The sequence below is a fragment of the Streptomyces sp. Tek67B01 genome (genome assembly GCF_055231995.1).
Genome location: NZ_JBUYUY010000001.1, coordinates 5,268,165 through 5,282,954 on the forward strand (window position 1 = coordinate 5,268,165; position 14,790 = coordinate 5,282,954).

Annotated in this window: 14 protein-coding genes; 9 read left to right on the forward strand and 5 right to left on the reverse strand. The window is 72.7% G+C overall.

Going from position 1 to position 14,790, the window contains the following annotated elements; genetic code table 11:
- The first annotated feature begins 27 nt into the window (after positions 1 to 27).
- From ACV7NM_RS23670 to ACV7NM_RS23680, 3 genes are all read left to right on the forward strand, one after another.
- A complete protein-coding gene (locus ACV7NM_RS23670) occupies positions 28 to 1,185 on the forward strand; it encodes an acetyl-CoA C-acetyltransferase (protein ID WP_463412154.1) in 1,158 nt (385 codons plus the stop codon).
- A gap of 203 nt (positions 1,186 to 1,388) precedes the next feature.
- Positions 1,389 to 1,595 carry a cold-shock protein gene (locus ACV7NM_RS23675; RefSeq protein WP_030707191.1) on the forward strand — a complete coding sequence of 69 codons (207 nt, stop codon included), beginning with the start codon at positions 1,389 to 1,391 and terminating at the stop codon, positions 1,593 to 1,595.
- A gap of 101 nt (positions 1,596 to 1,696) precedes the next feature.
- Positions 1,697 to 3,355 carry a DEAD/DEAH box helicase gene (locus ACV7NM_RS23680; RefSeq protein WP_463412155.1) on the forward strand — a complete coding sequence of 553 codons (1,659 nt, stop codon included), beginning with the start codon at positions 1,697 to 1,699 and terminating at the stop codon, positions 3,353 to 3,355.
- Between the two features lie 92 nt (positions 3,356 to 3,447).
- Here ACV7NM_RS23680 and ACV7NM_RS23685 read toward each other — a convergent pair whose 3' ends face one another.
- Genes ACV7NM_RS23685 through ACV7NM_RS23705 form a run of 5 tightly spaced genes read right to left on the reverse strand, consistent with a single transcriptional unit; the run spans position 3,448 to position 7,808 of the window.
- Positions 3,448 to 4,377, reverse strand: coding sequence for a tyrosine-protein phosphatase (locus ACV7NM_RS23685; RefSeq protein ID WP_463412156.1), 930 nt, complete (start codon positions 4,375 to 4,377; stop codon positions 3,448 to 3,450).
- Between the two features lie 30 nt (positions 4,378 to 4,407).
- A complete protein-coding gene (locus ACV7NM_RS23690) occupies positions 4,408 to 5,475 on the reverse strand; it encodes an NAD(P)H-dependent flavin oxidoreductase (RefSeq protein ID WP_463412157.1) in 1,068 nt (355 codons plus the stop codon).
- 4 nt (positions 5,476 to 5,479) lie between these two features.
- A complete protein-coding gene (locus tag ACV7NM_RS23695; RefSeq protein WP_463412158.1) occupies positions 5,480 to 6,211 on the reverse strand; it encodes a CoA-transferase subunit beta in 732 nt (243 codons plus the stop codon).
- Positions 6,208 to 7,062 carry a CoA transferase subunit A gene (locus tag ACV7NM_RS23700; protein ID WP_463412159.1) on the reverse strand — a complete coding sequence of 285 codons (855 nt, stop codon included), beginning with the start codon at positions 7,060 to 7,062 and terminating at the stop codon, positions 6,208 to 6,210. The genes ACV7NM_RS23695 and ACV7NM_RS23700 overlap by 4 nt, the downstream gene beginning before the upstream one ends.
- The gene (locus tag ACV7NM_RS23705; RefSeq protein WP_463412160.1) at positions 7,059 to 7,808 is read right to left on the reverse strand and encodes an enoyl-CoA hydratase family protein; all 750 of its coding nucleotides are present in this window, start codon (positions 7,806 to 7,808) and stop codon (positions 7,059 to 7,061) included. Before ACV7NM_RS23705 ends, ACV7NM_RS23700 begins: the two co-directional genes overlap by 4 nt.
- A gap of 56 nt (positions 7,809 to 7,864) precedes the next feature.
- Between ACV7NM_RS23705 and ACV7NM_RS23710 the strand changes: the two genes are divergently transcribed.
- The 6 genes from ACV7NM_RS23710 (at position 7,865) to pepN (ending at position 14,665) form a co-directional block, all read left to right on the forward strand.
- Positions 7,865 to 8,629 carry an SDR family oxidoreductase gene (locus ACV7NM_RS23710; protein ID WP_463412161.1) on the forward strand — a complete coding sequence of 255 codons (765 nt, stop codon included), beginning with the start codon at positions 7,865 to 7,867 and terminating at the stop codon, positions 8,627 to 8,629.
- 1 nt (position 8,630) lies between these two features.
- The gene (locus ACV7NM_RS23715; RefSeq protein WP_463412162.1) at positions 8,631 to 9,542 is read left to right on the forward strand and encodes an SDR family oxidoreductase; all 912 of its coding nucleotides are present in this window, start codon (positions 8,631 to 8,633) and stop codon (positions 9,540 to 9,542) included.
- Positions 9,543 to 9,733: 191 nt separating this feature from the next.
- Entirely contained in the window at positions 9,734 to 10,588 is an 855-nt protein-coding gene (hsaD, locus tag ACV7NM_RS23720; protein ID WP_463412163.1) for a 4,5:9,10-diseco-3-hydroxy-5,9,17-trioxoandrosta-1(10),2-diene-4-oate hydrolase, read from the forward strand.
- 112 nt (positions 10,589 to 10,700) lie between these two features.
- On the forward strand, positions 10,701 to 11,519 hold the full coding sequence (locus tag ACV7NM_RS23725; protein WP_463412164.1) for a serine protease: 819 nt from the start codon (positions 10,701 to 10,703) through the stop codon (positions 11,517 to 11,519).
- Between the two features lie 252 nt (positions 11,520 to 11,771).
- Positions 11,772 to 12,104 (forward strand): chorismate mutase, encoded by a 333-nt coding sequence (locus tag ACV7NM_RS23730; RefSeq protein WP_463412165.1) that lies wholly within the window; start codon positions 11,772 to 11,774, stop codon positions 12,102 to 12,104.
- A 41-nt stretch (positions 12,105 to 12,145) separates the two neighbouring features.
- A complete protein-coding gene (pepN, locus tag ACV7NM_RS23735) occupies positions 12,146 to 14,665 on the forward strand; it encodes an aminopeptidase N (protein ID WP_463412166.1) in 2,520 nt (839 codons plus the stop codon).
- The last annotated feature ends 125 nt before the right edge of the window (positions 14,666 to 14,790 follow it).

The following is a 14,790-nucleotide window of genomic DNA, read 5'->3' on the forward strand; positions in this document are numbered from 1 at the left end:
CCCGCCCCCCGACCCGGAGGAGTCCCGATGCCAGAGGCCTACATAGTCGACGCGGTACGCACCCCCGTGGGGCGGCGCGGAGGAGGCCTGTCGGCCGTCCACCCGGCCGACCTCGGGGCGCACGTGCTGCGGGCCCTGATGGAACGGTCCGGGGTGGACCCGGCGGCGGTGGAGGACGTCGTCTTCGGCTGCCTCGACACGGTCGGCCCCCAGGCCGGCGACATCGCCCGGACGGCTTGGCTCGCGGCCGGCCTGCCCGAGGAGGTCCCCGGGGTCACCGTCGACCGGCAGTGCGGCTCCTCGCAGCAGGCGGTGCACTTCGCGGCGCAGGGCGTGCTGTCCGGCACCCAGGACCTGGTCGTCGCGGGCGGCACGCAGAACATGTCGATGATCCCGATCGCGTTCGCCTCCCGGCAGGCGGCGGAGCCGCTCGGACTCACCGAGGGCCCCTTCGCGGGGTCGGTCGGCTGGCGGGCCAGGTACGGGGACGCGCCGGTCAACCAGTTCCACGGCGCCGAGCTGATCGCCCGGAAGTGGGGGATCTCGCGCCGGGACATGGAGGAGTTCGCCCTCCGCTCCCACCGGCGGGCCGTACGGGCCGCCGACGAGGGCCGCTTCGACCGGGAGACCGTGGCCTACGGGGACGTCGGCGCCGACGAGGGCCCGCGCCGGGACACCACCCCGGAGAAGATGGCGGCCCTGAGGCCCGTCGTCGAGGGCGGCACCATCACCGCGGCCGTCTCCTCGCAGGTCTCCGACGGAGCGGCCGCGATGCTCCTCGCCTCCGAGCGGGCGGTCTCCGAACACGGCCTGCGCCCGCGGGCCCGCGTCCACCACCTGTCGGTACGGGGCGAGGACCCCATCCGGATGCTGTCCGCCCCCATCCCCGCGACCGCGTACGCGCTGAAGAAGACCGGGCTGTCGCTGGACGACATCGACCTCGTGGAGATCAACGAGGCCTTCGCCCCCGTCGTCCTCGCCTGGCTCAAGGAGACGGGCGCCGACCCCGACCGGGTGAACGTCAACGGAGGCGCCATCGCCCTCGGCCACCCCTTGGGCGCCACGGGCGTCAGGCTCATGACCACCCTGCTGCACGAGTTGGAGCGCACGGGCGGCCGCTACGGCCTCCAGACGATGTGCGAGGGCGGCGGGCAGGCCAACGTGACGATCATCGAGCGGTTGTAGGGGACGCCGGGCGGGAGCCGGGGACACAGGTCACCCTCGACGGTGTTGACCTCCCCCGGCTGCCGTGTGCTAGCTTTGAGGCGTTGCAGTTGTGGTACCCATGAAACTTATGTGCGCCTGACGGGAATGCTCCGACAGGCGCTTTTGTTTTTTACCGGGATCTTCCGGATGGGGCCCTTGCCGCCTATTCAGGAGATTTAAAAATGGCACTTGGCACCGTGAAGTGGTTCAACTCGGAAAAGGGCTTCGGCTTCATCGAGCAGGACGGTGGCGGCCCGGACGTCTTCGCCCACTACTCGAACATCGCCACCCAGGGCTTCCGTGAGCTCCAGGAGGGCCAGCGCGTGTCCTTCGACGTGACGCAGGGCCAGAAGGGCCCCCAGGCGGAGAACATCCTCCCCGCCAACTAAGTCTTCCAGCATGCCGGGGTCCGCACCGCGAGGTGCGGGCCCCGGCTTGTCTGCTGTCTCGACCTTTGTTTTACCTGCCGGTTTCAGGAGGGCTTTCTCGCATGACCAGCTCCAGCTCCGCACGACCCAGCCGCCGTCCCGTCCGGGGCCGAGGAGCGGCCCAGGGACGTCCGAAGGCTGGCGCGGGACGGCAGAAGTCCGCCCCCGCCGCCAGGCCCCAGGAATTCACCATGCCCGAACCGCTGACCCCGGCCCTGCCGCCGGTCGCCGCGTTCGAGGACATGGACATGCCCGAGGCGCTGCTGAAGACCCTCGCCGCCCAGGGCGTCACAGAGCCCTTCCCGATCCAGGCCGCGACCCTGCCGAACTCCCTCGCCGGACGTGACCTGCTCGGCCGCGGCCGCACCGGCTCCGGCAAGACGCTGGCCTTCGGCTTGGCGCTGCTCGCCCGCACCGCCGGTCGCCGCGCGCAGCCGAAGGCGCCGCTCGCGCTGGTCCTCGTACCGACCCGCGAGCTCGCGCAGCAGGTCACCGACGCGCTGGCGCCGTACGCCACCGCCGTCAACCTGCGCATCGCCACCGTCGTCGGCGGCATGTCGATCAACCGGCAGTCCGGCGCCCTGCGGCGCGGCTCCGAGGTGCTCGTCGCCACCCCCGGCCGGCTCAAGGACCTGATCGACCGCGGCGACGCGATCCTCGACGACGTCGCGATCACCGTCCTCGACGAGGCCGACCAGATGACCGACATGGGCTTCATGCCCCAGGTCACCGCGCTGCTCAAGCAGGTCCGGCCCGACGGCCAGACCATGCTGTTCTCCGCGACGCTGGACAAGAACATCGACAAACTCGTCAAGATGTTCCTGACCGACCCGGTCGGCCACTCCGTCGACCCGTCGGCTGGCGCCGTCACCACGATGGAACACCACGTCCTGTACGTCATGGACGAGACCGACAAGAAGGCCGTGGCCACGCGCATAGCCGCTCGCGACGGCCGGGTGATCATGTTCGTCGACACCAAGCGCGGCGTCGACCGCATGGTCAAGAAGCTCCTGGCCGACGGCGTCCGAGCTTCCGGTCTGCACGGCGGCCGCTCCCAGCCGCAGCGCAACCGCACCCTGGACTGGTTCAAGACGGGCGAGGTCACCGCGCTGGTCGCCACCAACGTGGCCGCGCGCGGCATCCACATCGACGACCTGGACCTCGTCGTCAACGTGGACCCGCCCGCCGACCACAAGGACTACCTGCACCGCGGCGGCCGTACCGCCCGCGCCGGCGAGTCCGGCAGCGTGGTCACCCTGGTCCTGCCCGACCAGAAGCGCGACATGACCCGGCTGATGTCGGACGCGGGGATCTCCCCGCGCACCGCCCAGATCAAGTCCTCCGACGAGGAACTGTCCCGCCTGACCGGGGCCAAGACGCCGTCCGGCGTCCCGGTGGTGCTGGAGGTGCCGCAGCCCGCGCAGCCCAAGGCGCGTTCCGGCTCGGGCCGCCGCTCGGGCGGACCGCGTACGGGTTCCGCGGCGGGCGCCTCACCGGCCGCCGGTGGTGGCGGCCGTGGCCGCCGCTCCGGTGGCGGCAGCGCCGGGCAGGCCCCCGCGGCCGGGTCGGGCCAGGCCCGCCGCGGCCAGTCGGCCGGTCAGGGCGCCGGCTCGGGCGAGCGCGGTCGACGTACCGGTGGCGGCTCCTCCGGCGGTGCGGCGGCGGCTTCGGCGCGCAGCCGCGTCGGCGGCGCGGGCCAGGGACGCCGCCGCTCGGCCTGATCCACGGGCCTGATCCACGGGCCTGATCACCGCAGACGTACCCCGCCGAGCCGGGCTCCGCACACCGTGCGCGGAGCCCGGCTCGGCCGTTCCTACGGGCGGACCAGCCTGCTCTGGAGCTTCGCCAGGGTCCGCAGGTCAAGGCCGAGGCCGTCCGTCAGGTAGCCGTAGAAGCCACCGTAGTCCGCCTCCATCCGGGCGGTCGCGGCGTCCAGGTAGTCCTGGCGGACCTCCTGGAGGGGGATCAGCAGCTCGGGGTGCTGCATCCGGCCCGACTGTCGCAGCGCCGCCCGTACTTGGGCGTCGTAGGCCGCGCGGAAGGTGTTCGAGGCCAGGTAGTCCTGCCCGGTGGTGGATTCGGGGACGCCGAGCGCGCGCAGCAGGACGTAACTCATCCAGCCCGTCCGGTCCTTGCCCGACGTGCAGTGGTAGAGAAGCGGTCCCTCGCCGTCCGCGATCTCCCGCAGCGTCGCCGCGAACTGCGCCCGGTTCTCGGGGCTGGTCACGAAGGTGCGGTAGATGTCGCGCATGTAGGCCTCCGCGCGGCCACCGCCGAGCGTCCGCTCCTGCTCGGCGGGGTCGCCGCTGGAGATGACGGTGAGCAGGGTGGCGTAGAGACCGAGGTCGCTGACCGGGCGCGAGGTGGGGGTGAGCCCCGCGGGCAGCCGGTCGGCGCCGTCGTACCGGACCTCCGTCGGGATGCGGAAGTCGACGGCCTCGGTGAGGCCGAGCCCGGCGACGGTGGTGACGTCGGCGGGGGTCAGCTTGCTCAGCGCGTCGGAGCGGTAGACCAGCCCCCGGCGGACCTGACCGCCGGTGTAGGTGCGGTAGCCGCCCAGGTCGCGGAGGTTGACCGCGCCCTGGAGGGGGATTTGGCGAATCGTTTCGGCAAATGCCTGCCGGTGCTCGGCGCGTACGGACGCCGACGCCGCTGAGGCGGACACGGTGGTGGCGGACACGGTGGTGACGGCGAGGGCGGAAGCGAGGGCCACTGTCGCCAGGCGGATGTGGGCACGGCTCATCTGGGCGGCTCCTGCGAAGAGGGGAAGGGGTCACCCCGGTGGGGGCGGGGCGTCGGGCGCGTGCAGTCGTACGAGTGCGGTCTGTGCTTCGGCCATGACCCGGCCGATGAGTTCCGCACAGGACGGGAGGTCCCCGATCACCCCCGCGACCTGCCCGGACGCCATGACACCGAGGTCCGTACGGCCCTCGACCATGGACGCCTTGAGGAGCATCGGGGTGTTGGCGGCGAGCAGCACCTGGCTCCAGGACAGGTCCTTGCCGTGTTTCATCGCGAGCCCGTCCCGCACCATCCGCGACCATGACAGGCCGGACAGCTTCCGGAAGCCGGCCGCGTGCCGCACGGCCCGGGCCAGCGCCCGGACGCGGCCCGCCCGCTCCAGCGAGGCGACCAGATCGCTGCGCAGCATCCGGTGGGGCAGCCCGTCGACGGCCGTGGTGACGGTGATGTCCTTGACGCCGGCCTTGAGGTACTCGGCCTTGACGGCGTCCGGGACGGTCGAATCGGAGGTCAACAGGAAGCGGGTGCCCATCGCGATGCCCGCCGCCCCGTAGGCGAGGGCCGCGACCAGCCCCCGCCCGTCGTGGAAGCCGCCCGCCGCGACCACCGGGATGTCCACGGCGTCGACCACCTGCGGCAGCAGGACGGTCGTGGCCACCTCGCCCGTGTGCCCTCCGCCCTCGCCGCCCTGCACGATCACCGCGTCCGCGCCCCACGCCGCGACCTTCTCCGCGTGCCGGCGGGCCCCGATCGACGGGATGACCACCACCCCCGCGTCCTTGAGCCGGGCGATCAGCTCCCGGGACGGCGCGAGGGCGAAGGACGCGACCCGCACCCCCTCGTCGATGATCAACCGGGCCCGTTCGGCCGCGTCGCCGGCGTCGGCGCGCAGATTCACCCCGAACGGGGCGTCCGTACGGTTCTTCACCTCCCGGACCGCCGCCCGCAACTGGTCCACCGTCATCGTCGCCGAGGCCAGGATGCCCAGGGCGCCCGCGTTGGCCGCCGCCGACACCAGCCGCGGACCGGCCACCCAACCCATGCCCGTCTGCACGATCGGGTGCCGGACCCCGACCAGCCTGGTCAACGCCGTCTCCATCGCGTCAGACCCGCACTTCCCGCGCGCGCAGGCCCTCGGGGTCGATCACCTCGCGGATCAGGCTCAGCTCCTCGGCGCTCGGCTCCCGCGTGTACGGGACGTCGTCGGCCACCGCGAGGGCGAATCCGGTGGCGGCCCGGACCTCTTCGACGCTGACGCCGGGGTGCAGGGAGGCCAGGCGCATCGAGCGGTCGGGGGTCTCGAAGTCGAAGACGCCGAGATCGCTGACCACCCGGGGCAGTCGGTGGAAGCGGGTCACCCCGGCCGCCGCCGCCCGGTCGTGACCCACCCCGCTGACCATGTCGACCCGCTCGACGAAGACCCGCGGCGAGTGCCGGGCGATCCAGTAACTCACCGGGTTGTTGAGCGTGTTGACCGGGGCGCCACGTACCCCCAAGAGCTGGCGGGTGGGTCGCTCCCAGTCCCCGACGCAGGAGATGTTCTGGTTGCCGTACCGGTCGATCTGGGCAGCGCCCATCATCACGTGCCGCCTGCCGCCGGTGACCATGGCGAGGTGACGGCGGTACGGGAGCCAGCCCTCCACCGTGCCGTCGAGCCCGACGAGCATCGCCTCGCCGTCGGTGAGGAGCAGGTCGGGGCTGAAGGTCCGCTTCGCGAGCCGCGCCCCGACGGACGGGACGAGACCCATGGGGCTGGCGAGGACCTCGCCGGCGCCGCGCCAGGCCTCGGCGCAGGCGATCACACAGTATTCGGCGCGGGTCGGCTCACTGGTCACCGCTGCTGCTCCTCGTGCCAGGCCGCGACGGCCGACTGGTAGGCGTGCTCGCCCGGCCCGGACAGGAAGCGGGCGGCGAACTCGGGCCAGGGGGTCGATGCGTACAGCTTCTGGAAGGGCTCGTCGCGCCCGTAGTCGGGGACGCAGGAGGTGAAGTGCGCCCCGTTGGGGGTCTCCACCACGCCGGTGACGCTGTGGCGGCTGACCAGGAGGGACTGCGGGGGCCCGGACTTGGCGAGGTCGGCGCTCTCCACGAGTTGCTCGCAGGAGACGTAGGCGGCGTCGGCGGCCTCGCAGAACAGGTCGTCGAAGTACGGATCGGGGCCCAGGTACTGGCCGTTGCCGAGGCGGTCGGCGCGGTTGAGGTGGACCAGGGCCGCGTCCATGCGCAGGGCCGGGACGGCGACGAACTCCTCGCCGTCGGCGTAGGGGGAGGTGACGGTCCGCAGCTCGGGGTTGACCCGCATCACGTCGGAGCCGAGACCCGCGCGGACGGGCAGGAACGGGAGCCGGTTCGCGGCGGCGTGCAGGCCCCACATGAACATGGCCTCGTCCAACTCGGTCAGGGCGAAGGCGCCGCGCTCGCGGGCGGCCCGGAAACGCGGCTCCAGCGGGATCGAGTCGAGGGTGGCGAAGGGGGCGACGAGCCGTCTGATCCGCCCGGCGGCGGCCAAGAGCCCGACGTCCGGGCCGCCGTAGGAGACGACGGTGAGATCGGTGATCTCGGAACGGAGCAGTGCCCGCACCAGCGCCATGGGCTTGCGCCGCGAGCCCCAGCCGCCGATGCCGAGCGTCATCCCGCTGCGCAGCCGCCCCACCACGTCCTCGGGCGTCATGGTCTTGTCGGTCATGCGCCTGGCCCCTTCCCGAAGGTATCGCGGACCCGGTCGGCGACACCGCTGAGATTGGCCTCGAAGGTGAACCCCTGCTCGAAGCGGTAGCTGCGTCGTACGTCGACGGGGTCGATGCCGTTGATGGCCGCCTTGGCGAGCCGGATCAGGTAGCCGTCCTTGCGCGCGATCTCCGCCGCCAGTCCCAGGGCGGCGCCGCGCACCTCCGCGCGCGGGACCACCGTCCACACCGAGCCGTGCGCGTGCAGTTCGGCGGCCGTCGCGGTGCGGGAGGTGTAGTACAGGGCCCGCATCAGGTGCTGGGGGACCAGCCGGGCCAGATGGGTGGCGGCGCCGAGCGCGCCCCGGTCCAGTTCGGGAAGGCCGAAGGTGGCGTCGTCGGAGGCCACGATCGCGTCGGCGTTCCCGACCAGTCCGATCCCGCCGCCGAGACAGAAGCCGTGAACGGCGGCCACCACCGGCACCTCGCACTCGTACACGGCGGCGAAGGCCTCGTAGCAGCCCCGGTTGGCGCCGATGAGCGAGCCGTGGCCGGTGTCGCGCTGCATCTCCTTGATGTCGACGCCGGCGTTGAAGCCCCGGCCTTCGGCGGCGAGGACGACGCAGCGGACGGCTCGGTCGCGGCCCGCCGCGCGCAGGGCGTCGGCGAGGGCGTACCAGCCGCTCACGGGGAGGGCGTTGACGGGCGGGAAGTCCACGGTGATCAGGGCGATGCCCTCGTCCGGGCCGGCGGTGGAGACACCCATGGGCGGATCAGCTACCTTTCCACCAAACATTTGTTAGGTGAGGAAGGTAGCAGTCGATGGAGCTCAAGGGGAGGGTGGTCGTCGTCACCGGCGGAACCCGGGGCGTCGGCGCGGGCATCGCGCGCGCGTTCCTCGCGGCGGGCGCGCGGGTCGTCGTCTGCGCGCGCCGGCCACCGGACCGACCCGTCGAGGAAGGCGACTTTCGGGCGTCCTTCACCGCCGTCGACCTGCGCGAACCGGACGCGGTGCACGCCGTGTTCGAGGAGGTCGCGCAGCGGTACGGGCGACTGGACTGCCTGGTCAACAACGCGGGCGGCACCCCGTACCGGCTGTTGGGGGAGGGAGGGGCGGCGCGGCACGCCCGGGTCGTCGAACTGAACCTCCTCGCGCCGATGACGGCTTCGCTGGCCGCCTACCCCTGGCTGAGGGCCTCCCGGGGCTCCGTCGTCATGATCGGCAGCGTGAGCGGCACCCGGCCCTCGCCGGGCACGGCCGCCTACGGGGCGGCGAAGGCGGGGCTGGAGAGCCTGGCCCGCTCCATGGCCGTCGAGTGGGCGCCCGAGGTACGGGTCAACTCGCTGGTCCCCGGCATGGTGCGGACCGAGCTCGCGCACCTGCACTACGGGGACGCCGCGGGCGTCGAGGCGGTCGCCGCGACCGTTCCGCTGGGGCGGCTGGCCGAACCGTCCGACATCGGGGCGGCCGCGGTGTTCCTGGCCTCCGACCGGGCGGCGTATGTGAGCGGGGCGAGCCTGCTGGTGCACGGCGGCGGGGAGCGGCCCGCCTTCCTGGACGCGGCAACCACCAACAAGGAGGCATGACATGGGAATCGCCCAGGGGCGTGTGGTCATCGTGACGGGCGCGGGGCGGGGGCTCGGCCGGGCCCACGCGCTGGCCTTCGCGGCGCAGGGCGCGCGGGTCGTGGTCAACGACCTCGGCGTGGGACCGGACGGGCTGCCCGGCCCCGACAGCCCGGCCGCCCGCGTGGTGGCGGAGATCAGGGCCGGGGGAGGGGAGGCGGTCGCGCACGGCGGGGACATCGCCACGAACGAGGGCGCGACCTCCCTGGTCGACAGCGCGCTGGCGGCGTTCGGGCGCCTCGACACGCTGGTCAACAATGCGGGGTTCCTGCGGGATCGGATGCTGGTCAACCTCGACGAGGACGACTGGGACGCGGTGGTTCGCGTCCACCTGAAAGGGCACTTCCTGCCGCTCAAGCACGCGGCGGCGTACTGGCGGGCCGAGGCGAAGGCCGGGCGCGCGGTCGCGGCCCGGGTGGTCAACACCTCCTCCGGGGCGGGGCTGTTGGGCTCCGTCGGGCAGGGGAACTACAGCGCCGCCAAGGCGGGCGTCCTGGCGCTGACACTGGTCGCGGCGGCGGAGATGGGCCGGTACGGGGTCCAGGTCAACGCCATCGCGCCGGCCGCGCGGACCCGGATGACGGAGCGGACCTTCGCGGAGGCGATGGCCGCGCCGAAGGGGGGCGGGTTCGACGCGATGGCCCCGGAGAACGTGTCGCCGCTGGTGGTCTGGCTGGGATCGCAGGCCTCGGCCGGGGTGACCGGGCGGGTCTTCGAGGTGGAGGGGGGCCGGATCACGGTGATGGAGGGCTGGCGCCCCGGGCCGACCGTCGAGCGCGGCGGTCGCTGGACCCCGGCGGAGGCGGGCGAGGCGGCGGCGAAACTGCTGACGCGATCGCAGGCGCCGGGAGCGGTGTACGGCGCGGGGGAGTAGGGCGCGGGGAGTGGGGCACGGGAGAAGGAGAGCGCCGGGCGCCGGGTGAGGGCGGCGAACGCGCCTCGGGCCCGGCCCCCTGGCGAGGGGTCGGGACCGGAAGCTTCGTGCGTGCGTTGCGGTATGACTACCCGCTACGCATCCCCGTTGAACCATCCTGGCCCCGACATCCCATCGGCGATGCTTCGATCATGCCGATTCACTCGTACGAGAACACCTCGCGCACCGCCCAGGCCGGTCCGCTCAGCCTCCACTACCACGAGGCCGGCCCCGCCGACGGCCCCGTACTCGTCATGTTGCACGGCGGCGGCCCGGGCGCCTCGGGCTGGGGGAACTTCGCCGCCAACCTGCCCCACTTCGCCGAGCGCTTCCGTACGCTGCTCATCGACCAGCCCGGCTACGGCCGCTCCGAGCTGCCGGAACCCGACCGCGACTACTTCTCGTACAGTGCGCGGGCCGTCGTCGCCCTCCTTGACGAACTGGACATACCCCGGGCCCACTTCCTCGGGACCTCGCTCGGTGGCGGCGTCGCCGCCCGGATCGCCCTCGACCACCCCGCGCGCGTGACCAAGCTGCTGCTCGGCGCGCCGGCGGGCCTCTCCCTCAACCTCTTCTCCCCGGTTCCCACGGAGGGCCTGCGGCGGCTCATCGAGTTCGGGGACTCGCCCGAACCCACCCGCGAGCAGATGCGGGCCTTCCTCACCACCCTCGTGCACGATCCGTCGCGCGTCACCGACGCCCTCGTCGAGGAGCGTTACGCCCGGGCCGTGGAGGAGCGGGCCAGGCTCGGCGCCGCCCGGATGGCGGCCTCGTTCGCCAAGTGGCCCGAGGGCTCGCTGCTGTGGCGCGAGGCCCACCGCATCGGCTGCCCGGTGCTGCTGACCTGGGGCCGCGAGGACCGCGTCACCCCCGTCGACGGGGCGTTCGTCGCGCTCAAGGCCATCCCCGACGCCCGGCTCCACGTCTTCCCGCGCTGCGGTCACCTGGTCCAGAACGAGGCGGCCGAGGACTTCCAGCGCCTGGCGACCGACTTCCTCCTCGGCTGACGCCCCCGTCGGTCGGCCGGCCGACCCTCGCCGGCCGGCCGTCGCGAGTTGTCCGAAAACGCGTACTTGTCGCCCCGCGGGTGCAGCTGTGTCATGGACACGTCATCACCCAATGACGCGCACGGCCCAACCCCCCACGAAAGGCAGTGTGTCGACTGTGTCCACCCTTGCCACCCTCCTCAAGCGCGCCCTGGCCGTCGGTGCGGTCGCCCTCGCGGCCGTCAGCCTCCAACCGGGCTCCGCCACCGCCTCCCCGACCCCCGTCGTAGGCGGAACGCGGGCCGCGCAGGGCGAGTTCCCGTTCATGGTCCGCCTCTCCATGGGCTGCGGCGGCGCCCTCTACACCCAGCAGATCGTCCTCACCGCCGCCCACTGCGTGAACGGCTCCGGAAACAACACCTCCATCACCGCCACCGCCGGCGTCGTCGACCTCAACAGCTCCGCCGCCACCAAGGTCAAGTCCACCAAGGTGCTCCAGGCCCCGGGCTACAACGGTTCCGGCAAGGACTGGGCGCTCATCAAGCTCGCCAAGCCCATCAACCTGCCCACCCTCAAGATCGCCGACACGAAGGCCTACGACAACGGCACCTTCACCATCGCGGGCTGGGGCGCCGCCCGCGAAGGCGGAGGCCAGCAGCGGTACCTGCTCAAGGCCACCGTTCCCTTCGTCTCCGACGCCGCCTGCCAGAGCGCGTACGGCGGCTCGCTCGTGCCGAGCGACGAGATCTGCGCCGGCTTCGACCAGGGCGGCGTCGACACCTGCCAGGGCGACTCCGGCGGCCCCATGTTCCGCCGGGACGACACGAACGCCTGGATCCAGGTCGGCATAGTCAGCTGGGGCGAAGGCTGCGCCCGGCCCGGCTACCCCGGCGTGTACACGGAGGTGTCGACCTTCGCCGCGGACATCAGGGCCGCCGCCGCGGGCCTGTGACACCCCCTCGGCCTTCCGGCCCACCGGACCGGACACCGGCCGGACCGAACCGGAAGGCCGAGGCCCCGCCACCACCGCCCGCGCCCCCGCCGCCGTCACCGGCCGCCCCCACCACCCGTCACAGCCCGCATCCCCACCGTCACCCCGCCCCGACCCCGGCACCCGCAGCGGGGGCCCCGCCCGCCCCCGGCCCCGTCTCACTGTCCGGCCGACCAGCGGAAGAACCGCCCGAGCCACGTATTCTCGGGGACCATGAACACCAGCGACACCGACGGGACCGGCGAGACGACCGGCGAGGACGTCACCGCCGAACTGGCCCGCCTCAGGGACAGCATCGACAACATCGACGCGGCCGTGGTCCACATGCTCGCCGAGCGCTTCAAATGCACCCAGCAGGTCGGCCACCTCAAGGCCCGCCACCAGCTGCCCCCCGCGGACCCGGGCCGCGAGGCCAGCCAGATCGCCCGCCTGCGCCAGCTCGCCGAGAACGCCAAACTCGACCCCGCCTTCGCGGAAAAACTCCTCAACTTCATCATCGCCGAGGTCATCCGGCACCACGAGACGATCGCTGCGGGCGAAGAGTAGCCCCCTGGGGCCCGGCCGCCGTTTCCGGCAGCATGGGCCCCATGTCATCCGCACTGACGCGCGACGAAGCGCAGCTCCGGGCCCAGCTCCTCGACGTCCACCACTACGGCGTCACCCTCGACCTGACCACCGGCGAGGAGACCTTCGACTCCGCGACCGTCATCCGGTTCAGCGCCCGCACCGCCTGTGACACGTTCCTGGAGCTGAAACCCGACGAACTGCGCTCCGTCGAACTCGACGGCCGCCCCCTGGACCCCGCCACCCTCGCCGGCAACCGCCTCCCGCTCACCGGCCTGGCCGAAGGCGCCCACGAACTGCGCGTCGACACCCGCATGCGCTACTCCCGCACCGGCGAGGGCCTGCACCGCTTCACCGACCCCGAGGACGGCGAGGCGTACGTCTACACCCAGATGTTCATGGACGACGTCCAGCGCGTCTTCCCCGCCTTCGACCAGCCCGACCTCAAAGCCGTCTTCGAGTTCACCGTCACCGCGCCGCCCCACTGGTACGTCCTCGCCAACGGCATCACCACCCGCACCGGCGACCGCGACACCGACGGAGCCGGGATCTGGACCTCCGCACCCACCCCAGTCATCTCCACCTACCTCGCCGCCCTCGCCGCCGGCCCCTGGCACAGCGTCCGCACCGACCACGCCGGACTGCCCTTCGCCCTCCACTGCCGGCGCTCCCTGGCGCCCTACCTCGACGCCGACGCCGAGGAGATCCTGTCCGTCACCAAGGACTGCTTCGACCGCTACCACCAGAAGTTCGCCGAGCCGTACCCCTTCGACTCCTACGACCAGGCCTTCGTCCCCGAATTCAACGCGGGCGCCATGGAGAACCCCGGCCTCGTCACCTTCCGCGACGAATTCGTCTTCCGCTCCGCCGTCACCGACACCGAACGCCAGCGCCGCGCCATGGTCATCGCCCACGAGATGGCCCACATGTGGTTCGGCGACCTCGTCACACTGCGCTGGTGGGACGACATCTGGCTGAACGAGTCCTTCGCCGAGTACATGGGCTACCAGACCCTCGTCGAAGCCACCCGCTTCACCGGCACCTGGACCGAGTTCGGCATGGAACGCAAACCCTGGGGCTACGACGCCGACCAGCGGCCCTCCACCCACCCCGTCGCCCCCGACGCCGTCCCCGACACCGCCTCCGCCCTCCTCAACTTCGACGGCATCTCCTACGCCAAGGGCGCCTCCGCGCTACGCCAACTCGTGGCCTGGCTCGGCGAGAAGGACTTCCTCGCCGGCATCAACACCCACTTCACCCGCCACAAGTTCGCCAACGCGTCCCTCGCCGACTTCGTCGACTCCCTCGCCGCCCACACCGAACGCGACGTCCACGCCTGGGCCGACGTCTGGCTGCGCACCACCGGCGTCGACACCCTCACCCCCCGCGTCGAGGACTCCCACACCGGGGAAGGGCACGCCGGCTGGACCCTCACCGTCGACCACCACGGCAGCCGCCCGCACCACATCGGCGTCGGCCTCTACGACCACGACCCGGCCGGCCACGGCCTCGAACTGCGCGAACGCCTCGACCTCGACGTCCCCACCGACGAGGTCCTCTCCGCCGGCGGCCCCCGCCCCGCCCTGATCCTCCTCAACGACGGCGACCTCGGCTACGCCAAGGTCCGCCTCGACGCCGGCTCCGTCGAAACCGCCCTGCGGGAACTGTCGGCCCTCCCCGACCCCCTCACCCGCACCGTCGTCTGGAACGCGCTGCGCGACATGGTCCGCGACGGCGAACTCGAACCCGAGACCTACCTGGAGACCGCCCGCGCACACCTGCCGGGTGAGCAGGACCTCGCCATCGTCCAGGGCGTACTGGCCTTCGCCCGCACCCACATCGCCGCCCGCTACGTCGCCCCCGGCCGGCGCACCGCCGCCCTCGCCACCATCACCGACACCGCCCGCGCCCTCCTGCGCCGCACCGAGGACGGCTCCGACCCCGGCCTGCGCCTGGCCGCCGTACGCGTCCACATCGACAGCGCCACCCAGCCCGACACCCTCGCCGGCTGGCTCGCCGACGGCACCGTGCCCGGCGGCCCCGAACTCGATCCCGAGCTGCGCTGGCGCATCCTCGCCCGGCTCTGCGTGCTCGGCGCCGTCGACGAGGCCGAGATCGCCGCCGCCCTCGCCGCCGACCCCACCGCCACCGGGGAGGAAGGCGCCGCCCGCTGCCGCGCCGCACTGCCGACCACCGAGGCCAAGGAAGCCGCCTGGAACCGGCTCTTCCACGACGACACCCTGTCCAACTACCTGTTCAGCGCCACCGCCCAGGGCTTCTGGCAGCCCGAACAGACCGACCTCCTCCAGGACTACGTCCCGCGCTACTACCCCGAGGCGGTCGCCGTCGCCGCCCGCCGCGGACCCGCCATCGGCGACGCCGCCGGCCGCTGGGCCTTCCCCGCCCACGCCGTCGACGAGGACAATCTGCGGGCCGGGCGCGCCTGCCTCGAAGACCCCGAACTCATCCCGCTGCTTCGGCGCAAGCTCGTCGACCAGCTCGACGACCTCGCCCGCGCCCTGCGCGTGCGCAGCGCGGGCTGACACCCCGTCGCCCCACCCGGGTGGGACGTACCGCCGGTCGAACAACCGGTCGTACACCCCACCCGTACGGGGCAATCGGACAAACCCCGGCGGTTACCCCATTCGGGTCTGATCGTTGTGCTGGG

What these genes read in the sequence shown, in the direction of transcription:
- ACV7NM_RS23710 (WP_463412161.1), top strand. Translation starts at nt 7,865, where the DNA reads ATGGAGCTCAAGGGGAGGGTGGTCGTCGTCACCGGCGGAACCCGGGGC.
- ACV7NM_RS23690 (WP_463412157.1), bottom strand. Translation starts at nt 5,475, where the DNA reads ATGGAGACGGCGTTGACCAGGCTGGTCGGGGTCCGGCACCCGATCGTG.
- ACV7NM_RS23670 (WP_463412154.1), top strand. Translation starts at nt 28, where the DNA reads ATGCCAGAGGCCTACATAGTCGACGCGGTACGCACCCCCGTGGGGCGG.
- ACV7NM_RS23730 (WP_463412165.1), top strand. Translation starts at nt 11,772, where the DNA reads ATGAACACCAGCGACACCGACGGGACCGGCGAGACGACCGGCGAGGAC.
- ACV7NM_RS23685 (WP_463412156.1), bottom strand. Translation starts at nt 4,377, where the DNA reads ATGAGCCGTGCCCACATCCGCCTGGCGACAGTGGCCCTCGCTTCCGCC.
- ACV7NM_RS23715 (WP_463412162.1), top strand. Translation starts at nt 8,631, where the DNA reads ATGGGAATCGCCCAGGGGCGTGTGGTCATCGTGACGGGCGCGGGGCGG.
- ACV7NM_RS23680 (WP_463412155.1), top strand. Translation starts at nt 1,697, where the DNA reads ATGACCAGCTCCAGCTCCGCACGACCCAGCCGCCGTCCCGTCCGGGGC.
- ACV7NM_RS23675 (WP_030707191.1), top strand. Translation starts at nt 1,389, where the DNA reads ATGGCACTTGGCACCGTGAAGTGGTTCAACTCGGAAAAGGGCTTCGGC.
- ACV7NM_RS23725 (WP_463412164.1), top strand. Translation starts at nt 10,701, where the DNA reads ATGACGCGCACGGCCCAACCCCCCACGAAAGGCAGTGTGTCGACTGTG.
- ACV7NM_RS23700 (WP_463412159.1), bottom strand. Translation starts at nt 7,062, where the DNA reads ATGACCGACAAGACCATGACGCCCGAGGACGTGGTGGGGCGGCTGCGC.
- ACV7NM_RS23705 (WP_463412160.1), bottom strand. Translation starts at nt 7,808, where the DNA reads ATGGGTGTCTCCACCGCCGGCCCGGACGAGGGCATCGCCCTGATCACC.
- pepN (WP_463412166.1), top strand. Translation starts at nt 12,146, where the DNA reads ATGTCATCCGCACTGACGCGCGACGAAGCGCAGCTCCGGGCCCAGCTC.
- hsaD (WP_463412163.1), top strand. Translation starts at nt 9,734, where the DNA reads ATGCCGATTCACTCGTACGAGAACACCTCGCGCACCGCCCAGGCCGGT.